This is a genomic window from Bacillus sp. FSL K6-2819 (assembly GCF_038008305.1).
Taxonomy (GTDB): domain Bacteria; phylum Bacillota; class Bacilli; order Bacillales; family Bacillaceae; genus Bacillus; species Bacillus amyloliquefaciens.
Map to the genome: position 1 here is coordinate 526,220 of NZ_JBBOYV010000001.1, position 24,922 is coordinate 551,141.

The following is a 24,922-nucleotide window of genomic DNA, read 5'->3' on the forward strand; positions in this document are numbered from 1 at the left end:
TTTGCAGTCAAAAATATATAAAAAACAAAAACGCCTCAAAAATTATCCAGCAGAACTAAATAATTTTTAAGACGAATCATTCACAATCTCGTTTGTTCATTCAGTAAAGAATGATCAGCTTCAATATCGAAGATTATATAGACACCTTCACATCTTGTCAATGCTGTGAAAATTGATTTTTCTATTATGTAAATGAGGTTTGAATCAAATAAAAAAGAGGAATTATATCAGAAGAGTTTTCATTTCTGCTCTATCATTAAGAGAAATGTATGGAAGACATCAAAGAAGGGATGATGACATTGGAACGAATTTTTATCAGTCCGGCCAAATATGTGCAAGGAAAAAACGCAATTGAAACAATCGGCGGACATCTGGAGGGCGTTGGTGAAAAAGCCGTCGTCATTGCCGACAAAACCGTATGGGATATCGCTGGTCACAAAGTGACGGCTGAATTAAAGAAAAGCAATATCTCCTCTGAAGAGGCGGTTTTCAACGGAGAAGCTTCCCAGGAAGAAATGAAAAGAATTGCGGGCATTGCAGAAAAAGCGGGTGCGTCCATTGTGATCGGAGTCGGCGGCGGTAAAACGCTTGATACGGCCAAAGCCGTATCAGATGAAATAAACGGCTACACGGTTATCGTGCCGACGGCCGCTTCAACGGATGCTCCGACAAGCGGACTGTCTGTCGTTTATTCAGAACAAGGCGCGTTTGAAAACTATCGTTTCTACCATAAGAATCCTGACCTGGTTCTGGTCGATACGAAAATCGTCGCGGAAGCCCCGCCGCGTTTTTTAGCATCAGGTATTGCCGATGCGATGGCGACGTGGGTAGAGGCGCGCAGTGTCATCGCCAATGGCGGTAAAACGATGGCGGGCGGAATTCCTACAATCGCAGGAGAAGCCATCGCGGAAAAATGTGAAGAAGTACTATTCAAATATGGCCATCTCGCCTATGAATCCGTAAAAGCGAAAGTCGTCACTCCTCCATTGGAAGCGGTGGTTGAAGCCAATACACTTCTGAGCGGACTGGGATTTGAAAGCGGCGGCTTGGCTGCGGCGCATGCCATTCACAACGGCTTCACCGCGCTTGAAGGTGAGATCCATCACTTGACTCACGGTGAAAAAGTGGCATTCGGCACGCTCGTTCAACTGGCGCTGGAAAAACGTTCGCTTGAAGAAATTGAGCGGTATATCGCGTTTTATATCAGCTTGGGGCTGCCTGTCACACTTGAAGACATCAAATTGAAAGACGCATCTAAAGAGGACATTATGAAAGTGGCAGAAGCCGCAACCATTGAAGAAGAAACGATACATGCCGCTTTTGATGTCACGGCTGATGACGTGGCAGATGCCATTATAGCGGCCGACCAATACGCAAAAGCGTTTAAAGAAAAGCATGCGTAAAACGTTTCACCGCAAGATCGGAGACCAAGGGCTGTTATGGCCCTTGGTTTTTTTATGTCTTCCTGCCGCCCTTGAAAACTTTAAAAAATAAAGAAAAAATTATGATACAATATACAAATGTTTTGAGAGATTGACAAAGGAAAGGTGGGAACGATATGCTGCATAATCCGACCGGCAAGGAGCGGCTTGCGCTGGCTTTTCTTCTCGGCATGCTTGCGATACTGGGGCCTCTGAATATAGATATGTATCTGCCGAGTTTCCCTGAAATCGCCGAAGATTTAAGCGCCCGCGCTTCGCTTGTCCAGCTCAGTTTAACCGCATGTCTGATCGGCTTGACAATCGGACAGGTTGTTGTCGGCCCGTTAAGTGACGCGCAGGGAAGAAGAAAACCGTTATTACTATGTATTTTTTTATTTGCCTTGTTTTCTCTGTTTTGCGCGCTTGCGCCGAACATTACAACATTAGTGATTGCCCGTTTTCTTCAAGGGTTCACCGCTTCGGCAGGACTCGTTCTGTCCCGTGCGATCGTCAGAGATGTCTTTACGGGGAGAGAGCTTTCTAAATTTTTCTCGCTGTTAATGGTCATTACCGCCGTCGCGCCGATGGTGGCGCCAATGACGGGAGGCGCGATTTTACTGCTCCCGTTTGCATCATGGCATACGATTTTTCTCTTTTTAACCGTTATCGGGTTTTTGCTTGTTCTCATCATTGCGCTCAAGCTGAAAGAAACCCTGCCGCCGGAAAAGCGTATCCCGAGCTCTATCGGAAATTCCGTGCGGACAATGGGAAGCCTGCTGAAAGATCGGTCATTTATCGGCTATGCGTTGACGGTCGGTTTTATCCACGGCGGGAGCTTTGCGTATGTCTCGGGGACGCCTTTTGTGTATCAGGATATTTACGGAGTATCGCCTCAGGTCTTTAGTGTTTTATTCGGCATAAACGGGCTGGCGATCATTACAGGAAGCTTTATCATCGGGCGTTTCGGCGGAATCATTCATGAAAAAAGCCTGCTGAGGATTGGTGTCATTACAGCGATGACGGCGACAGCCGTTCTGCTTGTCATGACGATCATTCACGGGCCGCTGGCGGCACTGGTGATTTCCATTTTTATTTATATGATTACGATCGGCATGACGCTGACAAGCACCTTTACACTGGCGATGGAAAAGCAGGGACACCGCGCGGGAAGCGCAAGCGCACTGCTCGGCATGCTTCCGCTTCTTCTCGGTTCCATCGTGTCGCCGCTTGTGGGAATGAATGAAGCGACGGCCGTGCCGATGGGGCTGATCATGTTTGCGACATCCGTTATCGGTTCCATCGCTTTTTTCACCTTAACAACAAAACAGGAGAAAGCAAAAAAGGAGTGAAATGATTCACTCCTTTTTTTATGCCCGCTATTCATATTTCTTCAGGATGATCGCTGAGTTATGTCCGCCAAAGCCGAATGAATTGGAGAGGCCGATTGTTAAAGATTGCTGACGCGGACCGTCTGATACATAGTCCAAATCACACGCCGAATCAGGGGTTTGCAGATTGATCGTCGGCGGGATGATGCCGTGTCTCAAGCTTTCTGTCAGAGCGATGGCTTCAACTCCGCCTGCCGCGCCAAGCATATGGCCGAGCATTGACTTGTTTGCCGTGACCGGAATGTCATAGGCAAGCTCCCCGAATAATTTCTTGATTGCCAATGTTTCAGAAAGATCTCCGGCTTTAGTGCTTGTCGCATGGGCGCTTACGACATCAATGTCTTCCGCTGAAACCTTCGCCTTTTTCAAAGCGTTTTTCATCGCCAAGTATGCGCCCGTTCCTTCAGGATGGGTGGCTACCATGTGATACGCGTCCGAGCTTGCGCCGTAGCCGAGCACCTCACAGAGGATCGGAGCATTTCGGCTGATTGCGTTATCCAATGATTCTAATACTACAATACCCGCGCCTTCACTCATGACAAAACCATCGCGATCCGCGTCAAACGGCCGGCTTGCCGCGGCGGGGTCTTCATTTCTCGCTGACAGCGCGTGGGCATTGCCGAAGCTGGCTAATGACAGGTTTGTAATCGCTGCCTCCGCACCCCCTGCAAACATGATATCTGCGTCATCATTCCGAATGGCGTTAAATGCTTCCCCGATCGACGTATTGCCGATAGAACACGCGGTGACGGGAGAAAGTGAGGGACCGAGCGCGCCTAATCTGATACTGATTTGAGCGGCGGCCGCATTTGAAATCATCATAGGGACAAGGCTCGGGCTCACTTTTCGCGCTCCCCGTTCGTTTAACGTACGGACATTGTCAATCAAGGTCGTGATGCCGCCGATTCCGGAGCCGACGTACACGCCGAGGCGTTCACGGTCAATTTGCTCGAGCTGAATCCCGGAGCTTTCCAGCGCCTGTTCCGCTGCGGCTAAAGCAAACTGGCTGAAACGGTCAAGCTTTCTCGCTTCTTTTCTGCCCCATCTTTCTTCTGCGTCGAAATCGCGGACGGTGCCGGCTATTTTTGTCTTGGAGCCGGAGACATCAAACGAATCTATGATAGAGATTCCTGATTTTCCTTCCGTCAGGTGTTTCCAAAATGTATGCACATCATTGCCGAGAGGTGAAATCACTCCCATTCCGGTGATCACAACTCTTTTCATGGTCATTCCTCCTTCGGTATGTATTTATTGTAACTCGCAATTATCCTATTACAAGTTGTTGATTATCCTAGTATAATAAGTACCAGGGTAAGAAAGGAGAGGGTCAGAATGATACCAGAAGCAAGATTGCAGGCTCTTTCTGAGTTTTTAAAAACGCAGCGGGCCAAAATTTCTCCGCAGATGGCCGGGCTGCCAATGGGCACACGGAGAAGAACGCCGGGCCTCAGAAGAGAAGAAGTCGCGCAATTAGCCGGCGTAAGCACCACGTGGTATACGTGGCTGGAGCAGGGCAGAGACATTAAAGTGTCAGCAGCCGTATTGGACGCCGTTTCCGATGCGCTTCAGCTGAATAAAGATGAGAGAAATTATTTGTACGCGCTTGCCATTGATGAGGGCGTGAAGCAGCCGTTTACAGCGGAGGAAGAAGCGGTCATCAGCCCGTCCCTTTCAAAAATCCTCCAGGAGCTCCGTTATTGTCCCACCATTATCTCGGACAGGCGGTGCCATATCGTAGGGTGGAACCAGGCGGCGGCTCACGTGTTTTTGGATTTTGAACAAATTCCTCCTGAAAAGCGGAATCTCATAGAGCTATTGTTTTCCAGAAAAGAATTAAGAAGTCTAGCCGTGAACTGGGAGCATTTTGTGAAAGGGTTCATCGCCATTTTCAGAACGTATTACGGCCAGTATGTCGCGGATACGTGGTATTCTCAGTTTATAGAAGAAATGGAGCAGACATATTCAGAGTTTCATACGCTGTGGAATGAGAGCGAAGTCAGCTCGGCTCCCGAAGTATTAATTGAGTTCCGCCACGCGAAGGCGGGAAAAATGGTTTTTAACCTGACTTCCTTTCAGGTTCAGGGCAACAGTGACCTGCGCTGCAGCGTGTATACGCCGGTAGATCACACCGAAACGGAGGCAAAGCTGAAAAAGCTCTGCGAAAACCGGTAAAGAACAGAAAAAAACGGGAGGCGGCTGCCTTCCGTTTCAGTTTAAAATAAAAGCATCAGACCGGCGATGGCCGGTGTTAAAAAGATGGCTGATTTCAGAATGACTTTCGGCACGAGATTGGTGAATTTCGCTCCGACATACGCGCCGCACATCGTTCCGATCAGCACTTTGACCAACAGCATATAATCGACAAATCCTTCCGTCACATAACCGAGTCCTCCGCCGACTGCAAGCGGGATAATGACAAGCATGGTGGTGCCGACCGACTGGCGGATGGATAAGCGCAAAAGAATCATTAAGCCGATTTGGATGAAGGGGGCAGAACCGATGCCGAACGTTCCGGACAAGATCCCTGCGATGATACCGAGCACAACGGCTTTCACCCATATGTTCAGGTTGCTTTGCCGTCCGGAGTCTTCTTGTGTTTCTTTTAAAATAAATAACCGGACCAAAATAAGCAGAGCAGATAAAAACAGCATGCCCGCCGTCAAGTAATGCAGCAAATCTGCGGGAATAAGAGAAGTAAGTCTGGCTCCGAAAAACGAACCGAATGCCGCAAAAACGCCGACGATGAGACCGATTTTCATCTGAATATTGCCTTCACGGTAGTGGCTGAAAGCCCCCGATAAACTTGTGAAAGCCATTCCGGCAAGGGAAGTGCCCAAAGCCGTATGAATTGGTACGTGAAAAAGTATGGTTAAAAGCGCAATGACAAAACCGGCTCCCCCCGCGCCGATAAACCCGAGAATAATCCCGAGAAGAAACATAACGAGTATAATAAGCACAATCTTCTCCTCCATTTAGATGCCTGATCACAATATTCCGATCCGCTGTATCAGGTTTTAACAATCGACATTGGTCGTCCGTCGACCGTCGTTCAATACTTTTATGTTACCTCAAATTTAAGTTGGCAAGAAGACGAATGGCTTTTATACAGAGAGTCTACAGCTCTTTGACCATCACTTTTTCCCCGTTGAAGTCCAGCTCTCCATTGAATATAAAGCTGAATCTTTGATAAAGGCGCAATGCGTGCACGTTATCTTCAAACAGACTTAAATAAATCCGTCTGCAATCATATAATCGAGCGAGGTGCCGGATAAGGGCATCAAGCATCAGTTTGCCCAAACCGCGTCCCTGATATCGTTCATCAATGAAAAAACGGTCAAGCCACACTCTGCCGTTTTGGTTTTCCTCATCATATTCCGGAAACCATCCGTACATGGCAAAGCCGACCAATTCTCCGTTAAAATAAAGGCCGGCCGGCTGATAATGCCGGCAATCCTCAGCATCTTGTAAACACTTTTCCACGGTTTCAATAAATGAAGTCTGGCTTTCGCTTACATGAAGCGCCAGTATATCAGCACGGTTTTCTTCCGTGACTGCTTTGATTTCAATAGTCATACTTAATACTCCTCTTCCGCTTTTTCTGAGACGGTTAAAAGCTTCGATTGCCGTAAGCGTCCGTCCATAGGTAAGCTGATTTGTGAGTCAGCCTTCTCTCAGATACAATGAACATCATAAAGGATATGGTTACCGTATAGTCAAGGAGGTATTATGAGCGAAGACGTCAGAAAATACTTTACAACGGGTGAATTTGCAAAACTCTGCCACGTAAAAAAACAAACCCTGTTCCATTATGACGAGATCGGCCTGCTCTCTCCGGAAATCAAAAAAGCGAACGGATACAGATATTATTCCTATCATCAATTCGAGCTGTTTCAGGTCATCAGTCTGTTTAAGGAGGTCGGCATACCCTTAAAGCGTATCAAACCGCTCTTAACAGACAAAACCCCCGAGGATATCATCGCGCTTTTAAAGGAGAAATCCTCAGAAATCGAAAGCAAAATCAAAAAGCTCGAACACCTGCAAAGGATGATTCAGACAAAGGTGAAACTGACCGAACAGGCCTTGGAGACGGACTTTTCCTCCGTCTCTCTGCAGCACTCAGATGAAGAACCGCTTATGATCGGGCGTCCTGTACTCAATTTGCCTGAACGGCAATACACCGCCGCTCTTTCCGAATTGATCCGCTATAGGCAAATCCATGAACTCGATCAGGGGCACCCGGTCGGCGGCCTGTTTGCGCGGGAGCAGATTCTGAAGAAAGAATTCTACAACTACACTCATTTTTATATCAAGACAGAAGAAGGCATAGTGAATAAAGACCTCCATATCAAGCCGAAAGGGCTTTATGCGGTCGGGTATCAAATAGGAGATGAAGCGGAAGCGGCTTACCGCAGAATCATGCAGTTCATTGAAGAGTATGGGCTGGAAATGGGGGATTATGCATATGAAGAATACATGCTCGATGAAGTTGTGGCGGATGGGTTTGACAATCAAATCACAAGAATTCAGCTGCAAGTCCGCGGCACATAAAGCTGATCATTTACGCCTTTTAACAAACCTTGTATAATGAGAAAAATCAGATTGGAAATTGAGGTGAAAAGCGATATGTTTTTGGCGCCTTTATTTGAACATGATGTACCGGCAGCACTTCTCCGCCCTTAATGGAGGAAAGTGACTGCGCTTCTCTCCGTTAGGGCATGTCACATGACCTAATATGATAACGGAGGGTGCATCAAATTGAAAAATACGTTGTTCGGTTCGATTTATTTGGCATTGGCCGCCAGTATCTGGGGCGGTATGTATGTCATTGTAAAAGTTGTGGTAGCGGTCATTCCGCCGCTTGAACTGGTATGGCTGAGATATGCGGTCGCGCTTTACACGTCAATCCTGGAAAGTTCATAAACGTGATCTATTACTGATTGCTGTGATCGGGTTGATCGGCAACACGATTTCGATCGTCACGCAGGAGATCGGCACGAAATTATCAACCGCGCAAATGGGAGCGATCATTACGGCATCCACTCCCGCATTTATGGTTGTATTTGCCCGTCTGATTCTGAAAGAACGGTTAACGCTGAAAAAAGGAATATCGGTAGGACTGGCGACCATCGGGGTATTGCTCATCGTAGGGAACGGAGATATCAATATGTCGGGCCAGCTCGGCGGTCTCTCGCTTCTGGCTGCGGCGCTGACATGGGCTTTGATGTCCGTGCTGATTAAACGGGTTCCCGGCCGTTACTCACCGCTTGTCGTCACAACCTATTCCATTTGTGTCGCATTTGTCATCCTGACCCCGTTTACAGCGGGCCCGCTTCAGGAGATTCCGTTGTCTCAGCTTGCCCGGCCTGAGATATGGGGCGGCCTTTTATATCTGGGTGTGATTTCAACGGCCTGTGCGTTCATGCTGTGGAATCGCGGATTGCAATTGCTGAATGCGGCAAGCGGAGGTCTGTTTTTCTTCTTTCAGCCGCTCTCCGGGACATTGCTCGGCTGGCTGCTGCTGGGGGAGAAGATCGGAGGAACCTTCTGGATCGGGGCGGCTCTTATTGCTGCAGGCGTCGTGCTCGTTATTAAAGAAAAATAGTGTCTGAAAAAAAGCCATTCATTGCAGAATGGCTTTTTTCTGATGTGTAACAGCAGGATTCGTCCCGCCATACACAGAAAACAAGAAGCAGAAACGGATCATGAGTACTCTCAAAGTGCAATACCTGGGTCCTCGGGAGTTCGTGAATCAAAGTTAGGCGGTGAAAATAATGGAGCCAAAATGGCTTGAATGGGCAAAACAGCTTCAATCCGCGGCGCAAGCGGGGCTGGCTTATTCCAAAGACATATATGATATTGAGAGATTTGAAGAAATAAGAAAAATAAGCGTGGATATCATGGTGCATTATACAGGCATCGAGAAAAGGATCATAAAAGACATATTCGCCGGTGATAGGGGCTATCCCACTCCGAAAGTTGATATCAGAGCGGCAGTTTTTAAAGATCAGAGCATATTAATGGTGAAAGAGAAAAGCGACGGCAAATGGGCGCTGCCGGGCGGGTGGGCTGATATCGGGATCTCTCCTGGCGAAGCCGCTGTCAAAGAAGTAAAAGAAGAATCGGGAATCGACGTAAAGCCGGTCAAACTGTTAGCTGTAATGGATAAGAAATGCCATTCCCATCCGCCGTCCGCCGTCCACGTTTACAAAGTGTTTATCAAATGTGAGATCATCGGCGGACAGCTCAGGGAGGGAACGGAAACCAGCGCGGCCGCTTTTTTTGCGGAAACGGAGCTGCCGCCGCTATCTGCCGCCCGCAATACGGAAAGTCAGATTGAAAGGATGTTTTCATATCTCAAACATCCGGACAAACCCGTTTATTTTGATTAAGGCAGCAAGCAGGAAAAAGAGGGGGCTGGTTCAGAACCATTTCACTTATGAATGATCCGGCCTGTGATAGAGAAGGTAAGTCATCAGGCCGGGTTTTAAGAGTCTGCCTGTTTCGGTGTGGTGCGCCCCTTAAAAAACCGTTTTTGAAAAATCGATAATCCTGCGGGCGGTTTCTGTCGGTTTTTCCTCGGGGACATAATGGCCGCAGCCTTTTACCTCATATCCACCACTGACTTCACGAATTGATTCTCTCCATGTGTCAAGCACGGGAAGACCGGCTAAGTTCCCTTTTTCTCCCCACAGCAAAAGTGTGGGAACATCCAGTTTTTTCTGTGATTCCTTTTCTGAACGATATCTCGGCAAATCAATTTGATAAGCGGCTCTGTAGTCATTAAGCGCAGCCTGGACAGCGCCGGGCTGCTTCCAGGCGGCTAAGTACCGGTCCCAGGCGCCGTCTGATGTCAGCAGGTCAAAAAGCCCGTCACCTCTGCTTAATAAAAATCTAAGATATTCCTCTTCTTTTCCTTTTATTAATTCTTCCGGCAGATGGGGAACGACTTGAAATGTCCAGTGCCAGTATTTTTTTGCCGCTTCAGCTGCGGTCAGAGAATCATAGACGTATTCAGTCGGCATAATGTCAATGAGCACAAGGCCAGCCGCCAGCTCCGGAGCATCTAAAGTCAGCCGCCTTGCTACCCTTGCGCCTCTGTCATGCCCTGCAATTAACGCTCTTTGTATATGCAGGCGGCGCATCAGACCTTGTATATCGCTTGCCATCGTTTTGTTATCATAACCGTTTATGCCGCTCGGCTTTTCAGAATCGCCGTAGCCCCTCAGATCCACAGCGATGACTCTATGAGAAGCGGCAAGCGTCGGAATTACATAACGCCACGTCACCCAGCTTTGCGGAAAGCCGTGCAGGAGGATGACGGGGGGAGCATCCTCCTTTCCCGCAAAGACGTAATGAAGGCGGATGCCATTTACCTCAATTGAATCATGGGTCACATGCTTTTCAAATTGTTCACGAAAAGAATCCATTTTCTCTCTCCTCATAAAATTTTATTTTTTTATTTGAGAAATAATAGCGGAGGTGACGTCTTCCGTTGAATGCTTTCCGCCGACATCAGGGGTCAGGACGCCGCTGTTTGTGACGGTTTCAATTGATTGTAAGAGGAGATTGCCCAGTTCCTCTTCTCCGAATGAATCGAGCATTAATTTTGCCGTCCATATTTGCCCTATAGGATTGGCAATTCCTTTCCCGACAATATCCGGAGCGGAGCCGTGAACAGGCTCAAACATAGAAGGATATTTTCCGTTTACATTGATATTGGCCGCAGGAGCGATTCCGACGCTTCCCATAATCGCCGCGCCGATATCTGTCAGCACATCTCCGAACAGATTTGAAGCGACAATGACATCAAAGCGTTCCGGATGAGTGACAAAAAAGGCCGCCAGTGCATCGATGTGCTGCGAATCTGTCTTAATCCCGGCGTAATCCCGGCTGACCTCTTTAAAGATGTCGTCCCAGAACGGCATAGAGTGTACAATACCGTTAGATTTCGTCGCGCTTGTGACGTGTTTCCGCCGATTTGCCGCCAGTTCAAAGGCATACCGCATCACTCTTTCCGTTCCTCTGCGGGAAAAGACCGCGTTTTGAATGGCGATTTCGTCTTCATCCTGATAGATTCTGCCGCCGACAGAGCTGTATTCGCCCTCACTGTTTTCGCGGACGACTAACAGATCAAAATCCTTCGGGTTCACGAGAGGGGAGGTGATTCCCGGCAGCAGCTTGGCCGGCCGTACATTAATCACCTGTTCAAATTCCCGGCGTATCTTGATGAGCAGCCCCCACAGCGAAACATGGTCGGGGACGAGTTTTTGATTTCCCACCGCTCCCAAAAACAAAGCATCAAAGTGTTGTAACGTTTCTAATCCATCATCCGGCATCATGGTTCCGTGCTCCAGATAATACTCGCAGCTCCACGGAAAAGAAGTAAAATCAAATGCAATGCCCCCATGTAATTCGGCGATCGCATTCAATACCCGCTCCGCTTGCAGGACTACTTCTTTTCCCACGCCGTCTCCCGGTATGCTGGCAATCTTGTATGTTTTCATGTTTCCATCACCTCTGAATGAATTGTTTCGGTTTACGGAAGACCGTCGACCGTCGTTTGTAATAATTCCATATTACGCCACTTTTGCTGGGCTGACAAGCTTGGGAATGTTGCTTCCATAGATAAACTGTTATATGATCTTGGTAACATAAGGCCTAAATTGTATGAAGAGGTAGGAAAGATGGATAATTTTAAATTAGATAAGCCAACCCCGTATTATCTGCAATTTTATTCTCAATTGAAAAAAATGATATTCGACGGGGTGTTTAAACCGGGAGAACGGCTGAATGAAACACAGCTGGCCAAGGATTTTGGAGTCAGCCGATCACCGATCAGAGAAGCCATGCGGCTCCTTGAAAAGGACGGGCTGCTGACGGCAGACGATCGAAACGGCTTTGTCATCTATTCGCTGTCCATTAAGGATGTCGAAGAGATTTACAAAATCAGAATATCGCTTGAATCACTGGCGGTCGAACTCGTCATTGATGAAGCGGCTGAGAGCGAAATTGAACGTATTGAACAGCAGCTACGGGAGACGGAAGAAGCCATTCATAAAGGCGCCAAAGAGACTGAGATTATTTCCTTGAACGAAACGTTTCATCAGCTCCTTGTGGATTTCAGCCGCAACAGCCAGCTGGCCAAGCTGCTTGAGCATGTCAATGTGCTGATTCATTTTTGCAGAGTTCTTAATTTTAAAGGAGATGACCGTGCGGAGGTTATCCTGCATGAGCACCGGAAAGTCTTTGAAGAAATAAAAAAAGGCGACAAAGCAAAAGCCGTGCAATATATGACCGAGCATCTCCAGCATGATGTAGAACATCTGAAAGGCGTGCTGAAAGCGGAAGAAACAGACGAATCGTCACGATTGACAAGGTGAAAAGCCTTGTCTTTTTTTGTTGGTGTCATTAAATCGCCATAAAGACCCGACGGATGTTCCTTGCATGATTTTTTTCGCATCATTTATGATGGATATGGAAAAAGGGCGAAAAGGCAAAGGAGTTTGAAAAAATGGCTAAACATATTCTAATGATCAATTTTCCCGCAGAAGGACACGTAAATCCGACTCTGGGTGTGACAAAGGCCTTCAGTGAACGGGGCGATCACGTTCATTATATCTCAACGGAAAAATACAAAAGCAGGCTGGAAGGAGTAGGGGCGGAGGTCCATCTTCACCGCGATCTGCTCAGAATGACACCCATTGATCCCGGCACCCCGGCCGGTATACTTGCATTTTTAAAGGTTCATATCAAAACGTCACTGGAGATTTTACAGATTGTGCAGCGTCTGGCTGAGGACATTCAATTCGACGCCGTCTATTATGATAAATTCGGTGCGGGAGAGCTGGTGAGAGATTATCTCAACATCCCCGGCATCTCTTCTTCAGCATCCTTCCTGTTCAATGAAGACCGTCTGAAAATACTGCCGCTCCATCCGGAATCAGGCGTGCCGTTTAAGCCGGACAGGGAATGTGAAGAGCTGTTGGCCGAGATGAAAGACAAATACGGCGTTGCTCCTGACAGCCTGGTTCAGTTTATGAACAACACGGGTGAACTGAACGTCGTCTATACAAGCAGATATTTTCAGCCCGAAAGCGAGACATTCGGAGATGAGTATTTATTTATCGGTCCGAGTTTTCCGAAGAGAAAAGGGGACACCGCCTTCCCGATTGACTCTTTAAAGAATGAAAAAGTCATTTATATCTCAATGGGAACGGTGCTCGGGAACACGGAAGCGTTTTTTAATCTGTGCATAGACGCGTTCTCAGATTTTGAAGGCAAGGTTGTCATTGCCGCCGGGGAAAAAGCCGATCTGTCGAAAATCAAACAGGCGCCCGAAAACTTTATCATCGCTCCATACGTGCCGCAGCTTGAAGTGCTGGAGCAGGCAGACGTGTTTGTTACACATGGCGGAATGAACAGTGTAAATGAAGGCATTCATTATCAAGTGCCGCTGGTCGTCATCCCGCACGATAAAGATCAGCCGATGGTTGCGGGCCGGCTGACTGAATTGAATGCGGGCTTTACAGTGCAAAAAGATGAAGTAAGCGCTGAAAAGTTAAAGCTTGCCGCAGAAGAAGTCCTTCACAACGGGAAATACAAACAAGGCATTCAAGCCATCAATGAAAGCTTTAAAGAATGCATGGACATGAAGGATGTTCTGGCACGGATCGACCGGTTTATTGAAACGAAAAATGCTCATTAAAATGAAAAAAAGCCTGTTTCCGCCTCCAAAGGGGAAACAGGCTTTTTATAATGGCTTTCAGATGATATGATGCTCTTCATTTGCAAGTTTCACCGCCGGTTTGGCGGATGAGCCAATTCATATTTTGTTCATATTTTATTAAAAGTTTATCCAAGCCTGTCCTTTACAGTGAATATAATCACAAATACGCTGCTGAAAGGGGCTTTTAAAAATGCATATTCATATGATCAACAAAAACCAGTTTGAGAGTGACTTGGAGGCGGCCGGGTTCAGCCGTCAGGCAGATGATATTATCGGGAAAATGAAAGAGTACGTAATGGAATATGCGGCTTCATCCGAACGGTTCCTGATTGAAACACAAACCGTCATGAACGAATACAAAGCTGTCGTCTGTGCGATGTTTTCAACCATGGAAATTGCCGGGGCAAAGAAAGACGAGAAGCATGTTGAATTCGAAGCCTGCACTGTATGGTGTGAATAAAAGAATCACATTAAAAAGGAAAAATATTGAAACCTATAAAGCAGGTATCCGTATAAAAGAGAGAATCAGTTTTTAGAAGGGAGGACGCGAATGAACGATAAGAAAAAACAAGCTTTTGAACAGCTTTTCAGCACATTAGACGGAAGACATGAAATAAACGGAGCTGTATTAGCAGCAGAAAACGGCCGCATTTTATATCAGGGTTCATTCGGAACTGCAGAACTGGAAACAAACAGGATGCTGAATGACCAATCGGTCTTTGAATTGGCTTCAGTATCGAAGCCGTTTACAGCTCTGGGTGTCATCATTTTAGAGCAAGAAGGGAAGTTGCGCTATGACGATATGATAGAGCGGTGGCTTCCTGATTTTCCTTACCCGGGCATTACCATTCGGCATTTACTTCATCATACGTCAGGGTTGCCGGACTATATAGAGTTGTTCTTAAAACATTGGGATCGGAACAAAATTGCCGTTAATCAAGATGTTATGAATATGCTCAAACGGCATAAGCCGGATGTTTATTTCCCGCCGAATAAAGGCTGGCTTTACAGTAATACGGGGTATGTTGTGTTAGCGGTTATTATTGAAATTGTATCAGGCATGAGTTTTGCTGAATTTATGAAACAAGCCGTATTTCATCCCCTTCGTATGCACGATACGCGGATTTATAACAGAAGATTGAGCAAAGAAACCATTCCGAACTATGCATATGGCTATGTCTATGATGTTCATTCCGGAGAGTATGTGCTGCCGGATGAACTTGAGGAAACCGATTATGTCGTCTTTCTTGACGGGATTCAAGGCGACGGAACCGTTAACTCTGCCATAAAGGATTTATATCTGTTTGATCAGGCTCTTTATACGGAAGAAATTATCAGCAAGGAATCTAAAGATCAAGCGTTTACACCCGGCTATTGGAATGAAGAAGAGCAATTCGGATATGGTTTTGGCTGGATGATCCGAAACAGCAGCGAAAAAGGGAAGATGATCAGCCACGACGGAGGCTGGCCGGGATATTCCAGTCTGATGCTTCGATATATTGATCAGAATAAAACTCTGATTTATCTCAGCAACATGGAACAATCGGATCAATTTGAACAAGTTGTGATCGAAGCGGCGGTAAACATCTTATTTGATCAGCCATATGTGATTCCGAAACGTCCGGCGGATCAGAAAAAAGCAGACATCGACCCCGCCGTTTACAGCAGATTTATCGGTAATTATTCATTTCAGGATGGTACCTATGCAGCGGTGACGGTAAGAGAAAACCGATTGTATATTACAATAGACGGACAAACACCATTCGAATTATTCCCAATGACAGAAACCCGTTATTTTGTCAGGGCGCTGCCGATTGAAATTGAATTTGCAGGTGATAAAGCACAAACAGCCTCACATTTCGTTTTATATCAGGACGCCACAGAAGAAACAGCTCTGCGAATAGACTGAGTGACATACAGAAAAACCGCCGTCCTGAGAAGACGGCGGTAACAGAAAAGTCAAACCCCTTTGATTATGCGAAATTTTATTTTCGGCTCTGACATAAATATAGAAGAAAAAATCATAGCTCCGAGCATTGTGATGTATTCCATATAAAGTGAAACCTCTGCCAAAAGCAAACCCGCAATCATTAAAACAGCGCCCAATACCACCGCAAAAACCTTCGTTTTCATGATGAGTTCCCCCTATTATCTGATAATTGAATTATACTGCATTTCTATTAATGTGTACATTTTGTGAACAATTTCACCTGACGAAAGGCAATAAAGAGAGATTTGAAGAATTAGGAGAAATGACAGGCCGCAATTCATCTTTTGTTTTACTGAGGAACCGAAAGGGAAACGCAAAACTATCAAAAAAGCAAAGGAGTTAATTGAAATGAAAGCGCGACTATTTTTATTCAGCATGTTTCTCCTGATTCCCGTTCTGGCGCTTGCCGGATGCAACAGCCAATCTTCAGGAGGAAGCGAAAAAGCGAAAGACAAAGAAACGCACTCACACGAAGACATGAATCACTCAGGTTCATCTGAGGTGCCGAAGGGTTTAAAGAAGGCCGAAAATCCGACTTATAAAGTGGGCAGTGACGTCATGATTTTAGCTTCTCATATGAAAGGCATGAAAAATGCGCAAGGGACCGTAAAAGGTGCTTATGATACAACGGTTTACAGTGTATCTTACACTCCGGAAACCGGAGGAAAGCGCGTTGAAGATCATAAATGGGTCATCCAGGAAGAATTGAAGGGCGCTGGCGATAAAACGTTAAATCCGGGTGACAAGGCAGTCATCGAGGCAGCCCATATGAAAGGCATGAAGGGTGCTGAAGCCGTCATTGATTCAGCCAAAAAGACAACCGTTTACATGGTCGACTATACACCAACTGATGGGGGCAAAAAAGTAACCAACCATAAATGGGTGACAGAAGACGAGCTTACTGCCGCAAAATAAAAAAGAACGCAAAAGCCGAAGGAATTCCTTTGGCTTTTTTGCGGTCTCACACTTATGCGGATTTTCTTTTCAAAGCGGGTCTCGTTAAAGAGAATACGGCTAAGCTGACTGCGATAATGACAATCAAACCGCCGCACCAGGCGGTTGCTGTGACAGAACCCGTTTGTCCGATCACGCCGCCGCCGATGGCTGACCCGAGCGCAATGCCGATTTGCAAAGCGGACGTATTGAAGCTTTGCTGAATATCGGAAGACTCAGGCGCGATTTTGATCAAATAGCTTTGCTGCGCCGGCGCAAGGCTCCAGCTGAGCAATCCCCAAATGACCATCGCAGGCAGGAAAACGATTAAAGAAACCGTTGACAGCGGAAGGATAAACAGGATCAAAGCGAAAGAAACGGTCACAAGCATGATGCTTTTAAATGATCCTAAACGGTCATACAGCCAGCCTCCGAACGGGCCGCCGCATACCGCTGACAGGCCGAACAAAAAGTAGCATACACTGACCCAAACAGAACTCAAATGAAGCGTTGTTTCCAAAAAAGGCGCAAAGTAGGCATATAGTGTGTAATGCCCCGCCAATGTAAATAAGGTAACAAGATGCGCGCTGGCAATCTTGGCGTTCCCAATCGTTTTAATCTGCTCACGGAACGGGATCATTTTTTCAGCAGGTATTTTTTCAAAAAAGACGCTGATAATCAGCATGGAAACCAGAGATAATACGCCGATTCCCAAAAACAGCACGCGCCATCCGAAGGCATTGCTGATGATAATGCCGACAGGCATGCCTAAAGCGATTGCGGAGCTGAAGCCCATGAAAATGATGCCGATCGCCCGCGCTCTGTATTCCGGCGCCACGATTTTAGGAGCAATCGTTAAAGAAAGGACGACAATCAGCCCTGTGCTCATGGAAGCGAGCACTCGTGACACCATAAGTACGGCGAAATTGGGACTGAAGTAAGCGACCAGATTACTCAGGAAGAAAACAAAAAGTGCGATTAAATAAAGCCGCTTTCGTTCAGCTTTTGCCGTCACTGCCAAAAGCAGAGGGCCTGATACCGCGTAACCGAGCGCGAACACGCTGATCAGCTGCCCGGCGCTGACGATCGATATGTCTAAGTCGGAAGCGATTTGCGGGAGAATACCGCCCACAATTAATTCAACCAATCCGACTGCAATAGTAGATGCTGCAAGCAGAAATACTTTGAAATTCATGTACAGATACTCCTTTTTTTATTTTTTAGAAAATAAAAAATCCTGATTACAAAAAGTGTGCGGGACAGTTTTTTGTAATCAGGATTTTACGGTTCCTGGTAGACACCCTCAAACCATATCATTGAGGTTATACAATGTATGCAATATTCGTTTGTGTCCGTTTCTGCAAAAAATTCTACCATAATAGTGAGAGAGATTCCATAGAAAATTCGAGGAAATCCTTTCAATTTTAATAACGGCGGCTGTAACGTCATTGATGAAGCAGGGAAAAAAATTTATGATAACCGTAAGGAGTCTATACAGATCAAACATTACACAGCCGGAGGAAACCGATGAATAAGTACGAAAAAATCGCCAACGAAATGAGAACGAGGATTAAAAGCAGTGTTTATGACATAGATCAGCCGATCCCGGATGAAAAGACGCTCGCACTGGAATTCGGGTGCAGCCGAATGACGATGAAACGGGCGCTCGACACGCTTGCGGCTGAAGGGATGCTTTTCAGAAAAAGAGGGCACGGCACGTTTATTATTCAATCAGCCATGCAGGACGAGCACGTTCACGTAGTCAGCAACGAAATTCTCGGCTTGAGCAATTTGTTAAAAGGCAAAGACGTCAAAAGCAAGGTCATCCGGTTTGAAGTGCAGTTCCCGTCTCAAGATGTCGCCGCGCATTTGGCCATCGACGAAAAGACTCCCGTCTATTATGTAGTGAGGCTGAGAATCGTCGAAGGCGAACCGTACGTTCTTGAAAAAACGTACATGCCGGCGAGCCTTATACCCGGCATTAACGACGAGGTGCTCAACCATTCCATCTACGATCATATTACGCAAGAGCTGCAGCTCAAAATCGCAGGCACACACAGAAAAATCAGAGCGTGCAAGTCGGATGATATGGATCAGCAATATCTCGGCTGCCGGGCGGATGACCCGATACTGGAAGTCGAGCATGTAGGCTTTTTGGATAACGGCACCCCCTTTGAATATTCATTTTCCCGCCACCGCCATGACAAGTTTGTCGTGACCTCAGTTAATATAAAACGTTCGTAAAAGCGCCGAAGAGTGAGAGAAAAAACTCACTCTTTTTTTCGTTGCGCCTGATTTACACCTTCGCCGATTTTATGTTATATTATCCAATGATAGAATCATCCTACAAATTACAGAGGTGTTTGATGGATATATCCAAAACAAGCAGACTGTCGCTCGTAGAACAAGTGGTGGCGCAAATTGAATCGTTAATTCAATCGGATAAATGGCCGGTCGGGACGCGCATTCCCCCTGAACTGGATTTAATGAAGCAATTTGATGTGAGCCGAAACACGCTGCGTGAGGCCATCCGGGCGCTCGTACATGCCGGCCTGCTTCAGACAAGGCAGGGGAGCGGTACGTATGTCAGCTCATCCAGTGTCCTCGGCGCGGCATTTTACCGTCACATAAAAAAATCAAATTTGCTTGAAACATTAGAAGTCAGATACGCACTTGAAAGAGAAGCCGCACGATTGGCGGCCCAAAGGCGTACTGATGAAGACTTGGAGGCACTGAAGGCATGTCTGGATGAATGTGAAGCGGCCTTGCAAAACGACGATCGAAAACGGTATGCCGAAGCCGACATTAAGCTGCACAAAACAATTGTACAGGCGGCCCATAACAATATGCTTTCTGATCTATACGAACATATGACGGAGGCGCTTTGTGCGTCAGTCCATAACCTGTTGGAAATCACCCCTGATATCAGGGTCCACAGCCAGCTTGCCGATGCGATTGCCGGACAGAAACCGGATCAGGCCATGGAGGCTGTCAATCAATACATCACAGGATTTAAAGATACAATACACATGGAGGATAAACATGAAAATTGAAGACGAACATCAAATGTTACAAGCAAGTCAGCGTAAGAAACTGATCTTGCTGATCATCGGAGTCATATTGATAGGGGCCAATCTCAGAGCGCCTCTGACATCGGTCGGACCGCTGGTTTCCTCAATTCGGGACAGCCTCGGAATGACCAATGCGGCTGCCGGCACCATTACCACAGTGCCGCTCTTGGCCTTTGCATGTCTGTCGCCGTTTGTTCCTTTATTGTCCCGGCGCTTCGGAACCGAACTTGTCTTACTGTCATCATTAATTATCCTGACAGCCGGTATCCTGCTGCGCTCAATCGCCGGGATCGGCACTCTCTTTTTAGGGACGATCCTGCTGGGATTATCGATTGCCGTATGCAACGTACTGCTGCCGAGTCTCATTAAACATAAGTTTCCGGGAAATTTAGGCGTTATGACCGGCGTCTACTCGGTTTCTATGAATCTATGCGGCGCGATTGCATCCGGCATCAGCGTACCGATCGCCTCCTCAGCTGGATTGGGCTGGAAAGGCGCGCTCGGCTGCTGGGGCATTCTTTCTTTAATAGCGTTCGTCATGTGGATTCCGCAAATGAGGGGACGCGAACTGCCCGTCCGCACGCCGGGGGCAGACGGAGGGAAGAAAAGCAGTCTGCTGCGGTCCCCGCTGGCTTGGAAGGTGACGATGTTTATGGGCCTGCAATCCCTTATTTTTTACACAGTCATCGCTTGGCTGCCGGAAATTCTTCAGCAGAATGGACTCAGCTCAAGCAGGGCGGGATGGATGCTTTCGTTAATGCAGTTCTCACTCCTGCCGATTACCTTTATCGTGCCGATCGCTGCCGCTAAAATGAAAAATCAGCGCGCTCTCGCCGGACTGACGGCCTTATTTTTCTTCATCGGCATTGCCGGTGTTCTTTGCGGGAGCCCGTCTCTTACTCCGCTATGGGTCATTTTGATCGGAATTGCGGGAGGCTGTGCGTTCAGTCTGGCGATGATGTTTTTCAGCCTGCGGACCCGGCATGTTCATGAAGCCGCGGCGCTTTCCGGCATGGCTCAGTCATTCGGATACCTGCTTGCCGCCTTCGGACCGCTCGTATTCGGCCTGCTGCATGACATCACGCACGGCTGGACGGTTCCGTTATTCATGCTGATCGCAGTCTCCGTTCTGATCTTTATTTTCGGAGTCGGAGCGGGAAAAGCAGAACAGATCAAAACAGCATAAAAAAACAAAGGACCCGAGACGGGTCCTTTTTTTTTTATCTGAAAAGCAGTCTCCGGCCATCATGTCGTCAGTTTTAAACCGATGACACCGATGAGGATAAGCCCCAGAGACACCAATTGTGACAGATTGAATTTTTCTTTAAACCAGAGTATGCCCACGGCCGAAACGCCGATGCTTCCCATGCCGGTCCAAGCTGCATACGCAACACCTGTGGGAAGGACCTGCATCGCTTCAGAAAGGCAAAAGAATGAAAGCATAAAGCCTGTTGTCATGACAATCAGCGGCCACTTTTTTTTAAAGCCGTCAATATGTTTCATGGCAACGGCCGCTACAACTTCTTCCGCTCCGGCAATAAATAACAGCAGCCAAGCCATTAATGTTCACTCCTTGTTTTATTTTCTTTCGTAAATACCTTCATTCCTAAAATGCCGGACAGCAGCAAAGCCAAAAAGAATATCTGCCCGATTGAAAAAGGTTCTCCTAAAATAACGCCCGTTACATATGTGCCGACCGTGCCTATTCCGACAAAAACGGTATATGCGGCAGCCATGGGGATTTTTTTATAAGAGCGGATCAACATCAGAAAGCTGACGGCAATCAGAAGGAAAATACCAATCCAATCAATGAGCGAATCCGCATGCTTCAGGGCAGACGCCCAAATCACTTCTAACAGTCCGGCTATCAGTACAAGCAGCCAATACATTTACAGTCACCTCAATTATGAATGAATGTCAGTCATTTTTATGGCGGTCAAAAATGATCGGTCTCTGCCAATCATTTCTGCAAGCTTCTTTTAAGAAAGCTGAATATTTCTTTTTTATACACTTCGAGATCGACATCCTGTTCACAGCCGATATAAAATCGTTCAGCCGCGTTCTCGACAACGTTGATAATCGTTCTGGCCGTCCATCTGACATGAATGCCGCTGATGACCACATTCTGCTCAATGGCCGTATTGATCACGTCTTCCAGCCAGGAATAATAAGGCTGATAAATGGCCTCCCATTTTTCCATTGAGTGATCGATGGCAAGACCGGAATAACAGAGGACGATAATATCTTTATGAAGCCGGGTGATGTGAAATGTCTCATCAACCAAAATGTCCAGCACCGTCCAAAAATCTTCAGTGCCGTCGGTTTTCCCTTTAATTCTGTCCAGCGTAAGGTCGAGCAGGTTTTCTGCAATCGCTGATATCAGTGCGTTTTTAGAAGAAAAATATAAGTAAAACGTACCTTGGGCCGTTCCGGCTTTTTTAACGATTTCTGAAATGGATGCTTTGTCTAATCCTTTTTCAGAAATGACTTCAATCGCGGCTTGCAGGATCTTTTCATATTTTCCCGAGCTTTGTTTTGCCAATAGAGGGGTTCCTCCTTTATGAATGACTGTCATTCATTTTATCATATGATTGTTTTTTTGTCATCCTTAACAATAAAAATACCGGAAAGAAGATCGTGCTTCTTTCCGGCATTCGTCATTTATCACTGTCGATTATAGCCTTCGGCAGCCCTGTATATTTTGCCCAGTAATAAATGCCGAGCGAACCGATGGCGATCAGAATCAGGTCAAGCGGATTGCTGATAATGCCCAATCCATGGCCGAACGAGCCGATATAGGAGAAAATCAGCATCATGACATAAAAACCGACGATCCACCAGGCTGATTTCAGCTGCTGCCGTATGCTGACATCATCTTTAGGGGCATATTTACTGAAACAGAGGTAGACGAGAAACATGACAATTTGAGAACCGAGAAGCCAGGAAACAGTGCGCCAGCCGGACCAATATACAATATAAGAAGTAAAAATAAACGACAGCGGTCCGATGATGCTCATACCCTTTAAATAAAACGGTCTGTTAATATCCTTCGCGTTTACCCTCAGCGCCGCTGAAGAAATCGGCGCAATCGCATAAGACAGAATCAATGCGACGGAGCATACGTTGACGAGAGCGTTCCAGGAAGGGAACGGCAGCGTCCAAAAAACAGCCAGACCGAACGAGAGCCAAAGAGAGGCACGCGGTGTTCCGGTTTCTTTATTGACTTTAGAAAAGATGCTGAATAATGTTCCGTTTCTGGCCCAGGCATAGACGAGACGTGAAGTCGTATTCATAAAGATATTTCCGTTGCCGCCCGGTGATAAAATCGCATCTAAAATAACCAATGTCGCCAGCCACCCTAAACCGAGTAAAACGGCGATATCTTTGAACGGAAGGGAGAATTCCTGCCCGATAGCCGGCCATCCGTGCTTCAGTGTGTCTCCCGGAATCGCCCCGATAAAAGTGATCTGCAGCACGGTGTAAATTATGGTAGAAACAATAATACAGACAATTAATGCGATCGGAATGTTGCGCTTCGGATTCTGCACTTCACTGGCGACAGCTACAATAGGGTGCAGCCCGAGGTAGGCAAACATGACACCGCCTGTGGAAATCGCCGCCTGAATACCGGTGAAACCAAAAGGCGCAAATCCGTGAACGGTCATATTGCCCGGGTGAAAATGAAAAATCAGTACCACAATAACCGTAATCGGAACGACGTATTTAAAAATCGAAATAATGAAGTTTGCTTTCGCAAAGGTTTTGACACTCCAGTAATTGAGGAGGAAGAACAGGCAGAGCAGCGCAAATTGCAATATCCACCCGGCAATTGTCGGCGAATCGGAGCCTTTTACGGTCAAACCGGGAAACCAATACGCCACGTATTGGCGGACTGCCGTGACTTCTATAGAAATAAGGCTCGTGTATGCCACAATGGTGACAAAGGAAATTAAATATCCGACGAGATGTCCATGTGAATAAACGGGATACCGGATAATTCCTCCGGTCCGCGGCAGAGCGGCGCCCAGTTCCGCGTAAACCAAGCCGATCAATAAGATAATCCCCCCGCCGATCAGCCAGGAAAAAGCCCCTGATGGACCCGCTTTAGAGGCGACGTTACTGACGGCAAACAGCCATGCCGAACCGAATATGGCTCCCATGCCGATTAAAATAAGATCAAATAGTGATATGGATTTCTGGAAGTTTCCTTGCTTAGACATTCGCTGCCTCCTTAAAAAGACATTGTTCTATTTACATAATTCCCATTATCATTCGAACATACCCAGCCGGCCGGCTGGAAAATTAGGACAACTTTCGAGTTGATGGTATGTACAGCAATGTGCTCAAATTATAATGGAGTGACTTGAAAAACGGCCGTATCTCAAGATCTCCCCGCATATATTCCCTGTTTTGACCGCGTTCAAACCTCATTCCCATAAAAATTAAAAAAACGCCCGAACGAAGCAGGCGTTTTTTATTACAAGTTCATATCTTTCAGTCCTGGGCTGTGCTCATTCGGAAGCTCCGGAAGCTCAGGCACAGGAAAACCTTTAGGCGGTTCGGACACACTTAATTCGCCGCCGTTTCGGCTCGGCGTCGTTCCCTGCAGAATTTCTCCGATCCGTGTCGGGTCCAGCCTGAAATTAAATTGGGTATTATGATAACCCATCTCAACGAATTTCCGGCATTCCGGATATTTTTCAATATCATAATTCGGCACGGGGAATAATTTCCCCCATTCAACACCCAGAGTTTCCAGCGCTTTTGTAAAAGCATTTTGATGGGCGTTGTCACGGACAATCAGGAAACCGAGTGTTTCTCTGAACGTCTGATTTGAACTCATTTCATAAATGCGCGTTTTTTGCAGAACGCCGGTTGATTCCAGCACAACATTGTCCAATAAGTCGGCAATCAGATTACCGTGATTGTAGACCCAAGAGCCATTCCATGGGTTGCCGCTGGCATCTGCAGGCAGGGAACTTTGCGCCCCGATAATATAATGGTGCGGATTGGCATGCTTCACCGCTTCATCAATCGGCGCCTGATCTGCTGCCTGATTTCCGGCACCCTCAGCGCCGCTTTCGTCGAGCAGCGCATTAATCGTATTCTGGACGAGCTCAACGTGTGCAATTTCTTCTAAAAATACACCGCGAAGCAGGTCGCGGAACTGCTTTTCTTTTCCTCTGAAATTAGAGCTTTGGAAAAAGTATTGCATCATCGTCCGCATTTCCCCGTAATGCCCGCCTAAAATTTCCTGAAGCACCTTGGCTGCGGCCGGGTCCGGCTTGTCCGGTTTAATGATATTGATCAGCTCTTCTTTGTAATAATACACAAACAGCGCCCCCTGAAATAAGTTTTCGGTTCTTCTGTTAGTGTCTTTGCAAAGTCGATTT

At 46.8% G+C, this 24,922-nt stretch carries 25 protein-coding genes, 1 pseudogene and 1 riboswitch; of the genes and pseudogenes, 14 read left to right on the forward strand and 12 right to left on the reverse strand.

The window, feature by feature from the left end; translation table 11 throughout:
- The first annotated feature begins 269 nt into the window (after nucleotides 1-269).
- A complete protein-coding gene (locus MHH91_RS02755) occupies nucleotides 270-1,403 on the forward strand; it encodes a glycerol dehydrogenase (RefSeq protein ID WP_014469823.1) in 1,134 nt (377 codons plus the stop codon).
- 155 nt (nucleotides 1,404-1,558) lie between these two features.
- Nucleotides 1,559-2,770 (forward strand): Bcr/CflA family efflux MFS transporter, encoded by a 1,212-nt coding sequence (locus MHH91_RS02760; protein ID WP_013351148.1) that lies wholly within the window; start codon nucleotides 1,559-1,561, stop codon nucleotides 2,768-2,770.
- Nucleotides 2,771-2,797: 27 nt separating this feature from the next.
- Here the strand turns inward: MHH91_RS02760 and fabF are convergent, their stop codons facing one another.
- Complete coding sequence (fabF, locus tag MHH91_RS02765; RefSeq protein WP_038462619.1) at nucleotides 2,798-4,033, reverse strand: beta-ketoacyl-ACP synthase II; 1,236 nt, start codon at nucleotides 4,031-4,033, stop codon at nucleotides 2,798-2,800.
- A 108-nt stretch (nucleotides 4,034-4,141) separates the two neighbouring features.
- Here fabF and MHH91_RS02770 point away from each other — a divergent pair, with 108 nt between their 5' ends.
- A complete protein-coding gene (locus MHH91_RS02770) occupies nucleotides 4,142-4,981 on the forward strand; it encodes a helix-turn-helix transcriptional regulator (protein WP_013351150.1) in 840 nt (279 codons plus the stop codon).
- Between the two features lie 41 nt (nucleotides 4,982-5,022).
- Here the strand turns inward: MHH91_RS02770 and MHH91_RS02775 are convergent, their stop codons facing one another.
- Together MHH91_RS02775 and MHH91_RS02780 are read right to left on the reverse strand one after the other, a co-directional pair.
- Nucleotides 5,023-5,766: a sulfite exporter TauE/SafE family protein gene (locus MHH91_RS02775; RefSeq protein ID WP_014469825.1), complete on the reverse strand. Its 744-nt coding sequence runs from the start codon at nucleotides 5,764-5,766 to the stop codon at nucleotides 5,023-5,025.
- A 157-nt stretch (nucleotides 5,767-5,923) separates the two neighbouring features.
- On the reverse strand, nucleotides 5,924-6,382 hold the full coding sequence (locus MHH91_RS02780; RefSeq protein ID WP_013351152.1) for a GNAT family N-acetyltransferase: 459 nt from the start codon (nucleotides 6,380-6,382) through the stop codon (nucleotides 5,924-5,926).
- Between the two features lie 153 nt (nucleotides 6,383-6,535).
- On the opposite strand from MHH91_RS02780, the gene MHH91_RS02785 reads away from it, so the two are divergent.
- The 3 genes and pseudogenes from MHH91_RS02785 (at nucleotide 6,536) to MHH91_RS02795 (ending at nucleotide 9,198) form a co-directional block, all read left to right on the forward strand.
- Nucleotides 6,536-7,357, forward strand: coding sequence for a MerR family transcriptional regulator (locus tag MHH91_RS02785; RefSeq protein WP_013351153.1), 822 nt, complete (start codon nucleotides 6,536-6,538; stop codon nucleotides 7,355-7,357).
- Nucleotides 7,358-7,564: 207 nt separating this feature from the next.
- Nucleotides 7,565-8,411 (forward strand): annotated as a pseudogene (locus MHH91_RS02790) (DMT family transporter).
- A gap of 169 nt (nucleotides 8,412-8,580) precedes the next feature.
- Entirely contained in the window at nucleotides 8,581-9,198 is a 618-nt protein-coding gene (locus MHH91_RS02795) for an NUDIX hydrolase (protein ID WP_013351155.1), read from the forward strand.
- Nucleotides 9,199-9,327: 129 nt separating this feature from the next.
- On the opposite strand, the gene MHH91_RS02800 is transcribed toward MHH91_RS02795, so the two are convergent.
- Together MHH91_RS02800 and MHH91_RS02805 are read right to left on the reverse strand one after the other, a co-directional pair.
- Nucleotides 9,328-10,236 carry an alpha/beta fold hydrolase gene (locus MHH91_RS02800; protein WP_013351156.1) on the reverse strand — a complete coding sequence of 303 codons (909 nt, stop codon included), beginning with the start codon at nucleotides 10,234-10,236 and terminating at the stop codon, nucleotides 9,328-9,330.
- Between the two features lie 21 nt (nucleotides 10,237-10,257).
- Nucleotides 10,258-11,313 carry a tartrate dehydrogenase gene (locus tag MHH91_RS02805; protein WP_013351157.1) on the reverse strand — a complete coding sequence of 352 codons (1,056 nt, stop codon included), beginning with the start codon at nucleotides 11,311-11,313 and terminating at the stop codon, nucleotides 10,258-10,260.
- 180 nt (nucleotides 11,314-11,493) lie between these two features.
- Here MHH91_RS02805 and MHH91_RS02810 point away from each other — a divergent pair, with 180 nt between their 5' ends.
- The 4 genes from MHH91_RS02810 to MHH91_RS02825 all read left to right on the forward strand — a co-directional run bounded on the left by MHH91_RS02810 (nucleotide 11,494) and on the right by MHH91_RS02825 (nucleotide 15,444).
- On the forward strand, nucleotides 11,494-12,189 hold the full coding sequence (locus MHH91_RS02810) for a GntR family transcriptional regulator (RefSeq protein ID WP_013351158.1): 696 nt from the start codon (nucleotides 11,494-11,496) through the stop codon (nucleotides 12,187-12,189).
- Nucleotides 12,190-12,320: 131 nt separating this feature from the next.
- Nucleotides 12,321-13,514 carry a macrolide family glycosyltransferase gene (locus MHH91_RS02815; RefSeq protein ID WP_014469829.1) on the forward strand — a complete coding sequence of 398 codons (1,194 nt, stop codon included), beginning with the start codon at nucleotides 12,321-12,323 and terminating at the stop codon, nucleotides 13,512-13,514.
- Between the two features lie 211 nt (nucleotides 13,515-13,725).
- A complete protein-coding gene (locus MHH91_RS02820) occupies nucleotides 13,726-13,995 on the forward strand; it encodes a hypothetical protein (RefSeq protein WP_013351161.1) in 270 nt (89 codons plus the stop codon).
- Nucleotides 13,996-14,085: 90 nt separating this feature from the next.
- Nucleotides 14,086-15,444, forward strand: coding sequence for a serine hydrolase (locus MHH91_RS02825; protein WP_013351162.1), 1,359 nt, complete (start codon nucleotides 14,086-14,088; stop codon nucleotides 15,442-15,444).
- Between the two features lie 50 nt (nucleotides 15,445-15,494).
- On the opposite strand, the gene MHH91_RS02830 is transcribed toward MHH91_RS02825, so the two are convergent.
- Nucleotides 15,495-15,668, reverse strand: coding sequence for a hypothetical protein (locus tag MHH91_RS02830; protein WP_014469830.1), 174 nt, complete (start codon nucleotides 15,666-15,668; stop codon nucleotides 15,495-15,497).
- 205 nt (nucleotides 15,669-15,873) lie between these two features.
- On the opposite strand from MHH91_RS02830, the gene MHH91_RS02835 reads away from it, so the two are divergent.
- A complete protein-coding gene (locus MHH91_RS02835; protein ID WP_013351163.1) occupies nucleotides 15,874-16,440 on the forward strand; it encodes a YdhK family protein in 567 nt (188 codons plus the stop codon).
- 52 nt (nucleotides 16,441-16,492) lie between these two features.
- Here MHH91_RS02835 and MHH91_RS02840 read toward each other — a convergent pair whose 3' ends face one another.
- Entirely contained in the window at nucleotides 16,493-17,653 is a 1,161-nt protein-coding gene (locus tag MHH91_RS02840; protein ID WP_014471486.1) for an MFS transporter, read from the reverse strand.
- A gap of 55 nt (nucleotides 17,654-17,708) precedes the next feature.
- Nucleotides 17,709-17,808: riboswitch (purine riboswitch) on the reverse strand.
- Nucleotides 17,809-17,985: 177 nt separating this feature from the next.
- Between MHH91_RS02840 and MHH91_RS02845 the strand changes: the two genes are divergently transcribed.
- The 3 genes from MHH91_RS02845 (at nucleotide 17,986) to MHH91_RS02855 (ending at nucleotide 20,715) form a co-directional block, all read left to right on the forward strand.
- Nucleotides 17,986-18,702, forward strand: a complete 717-nt coding sequence (locus MHH91_RS02845) for a GntR family transcriptional regulator (protein ID WP_014469831.1) — start codon at nucleotides 17,986-17,988, stop codon at nucleotides 18,700-18,702.
- Nucleotides 18,703-18,824: 122 nt separating this feature from the next.
- The gene (locus tag MHH91_RS02850) at nucleotides 18,825-19,511 is read left to right on the forward strand and encodes a FadR/GntR family transcriptional regulator (protein WP_013351166.1); all 687 of its coding nucleotides are present in this window, start codon (nucleotides 18,825-18,827) and stop codon (nucleotides 19,509-19,511) included.
- On the forward strand, nucleotides 19,501-20,715 hold the full coding sequence (locus tag MHH91_RS02855; RefSeq protein WP_013351167.1) for a CynX/NimT family MFS transporter: 1,215 nt from the start codon (nucleotides 19,501-19,503) through the stop codon (nucleotides 20,713-20,715). The genes MHH91_RS02850 and MHH91_RS02855 overlap by 11 nt, the downstream gene beginning before the upstream one ends.
- A gap of 59 nt (nucleotides 20,716-20,774) precedes the next feature.
- Here the strand turns inward: MHH91_RS02855 and MHH91_RS02860 are convergent, their stop codons facing one another.
- From MHH91_RS02860 to MHH91_RS02880, 5 genes are all read right to left on the reverse strand, one after another.
- Nucleotides 20,775-21,089: a DMT family transporter gene (locus tag MHH91_RS02860; RefSeq protein ID WP_013351168.1), complete on the reverse strand. Its 315-nt coding sequence runs from the start codon at nucleotides 21,087-21,089 to the stop codon at nucleotides 20,775-20,777.
- Entirely contained in the window at nucleotides 21,089-21,418 is a 330-nt protein-coding gene (locus tag MHH91_RS02865) for a DMT family transporter (protein WP_013351169.1), read from the reverse strand. The genes MHH91_RS02860 and MHH91_RS02865 overlap by 1 nt, the downstream gene beginning before the upstream one ends.
- A gap of 71 nt (nucleotides 21,419-21,489) precedes the next feature.
- A complete protein-coding gene (locus MHH91_RS02870; RefSeq protein ID WP_013351170.1) occupies nucleotides 21,490-22,071 on the reverse strand; it encodes a TetR family transcriptional regulator in 582 nt (193 codons plus the stop codon).
- A gap of 115 nt (nucleotides 22,072-22,186) precedes the next feature.
- Nucleotides 22,187-23,749: an APC family permease gene (locus tag MHH91_RS02875; RefSeq protein ID WP_013351171.1), complete on the reverse strand. Its 1,563-nt coding sequence runs from the start codon at nucleotides 23,747-23,749 to the stop codon at nucleotides 22,187-22,189.
- A 257-nt stretch (nucleotides 23,750-24,006) separates the two neighbouring features.
- Nucleotides 24,007-24,861: a manganese catalase family protein gene (locus MHH91_RS02880; RefSeq protein ID WP_013351172.1), complete on the reverse strand. Its 855-nt coding sequence runs from the start codon at nucleotides 24,859-24,861 to the stop codon at nucleotides 24,007-24,009.
- Nucleotides 24,862-24,922: the final 61 nt, after the last annotated feature.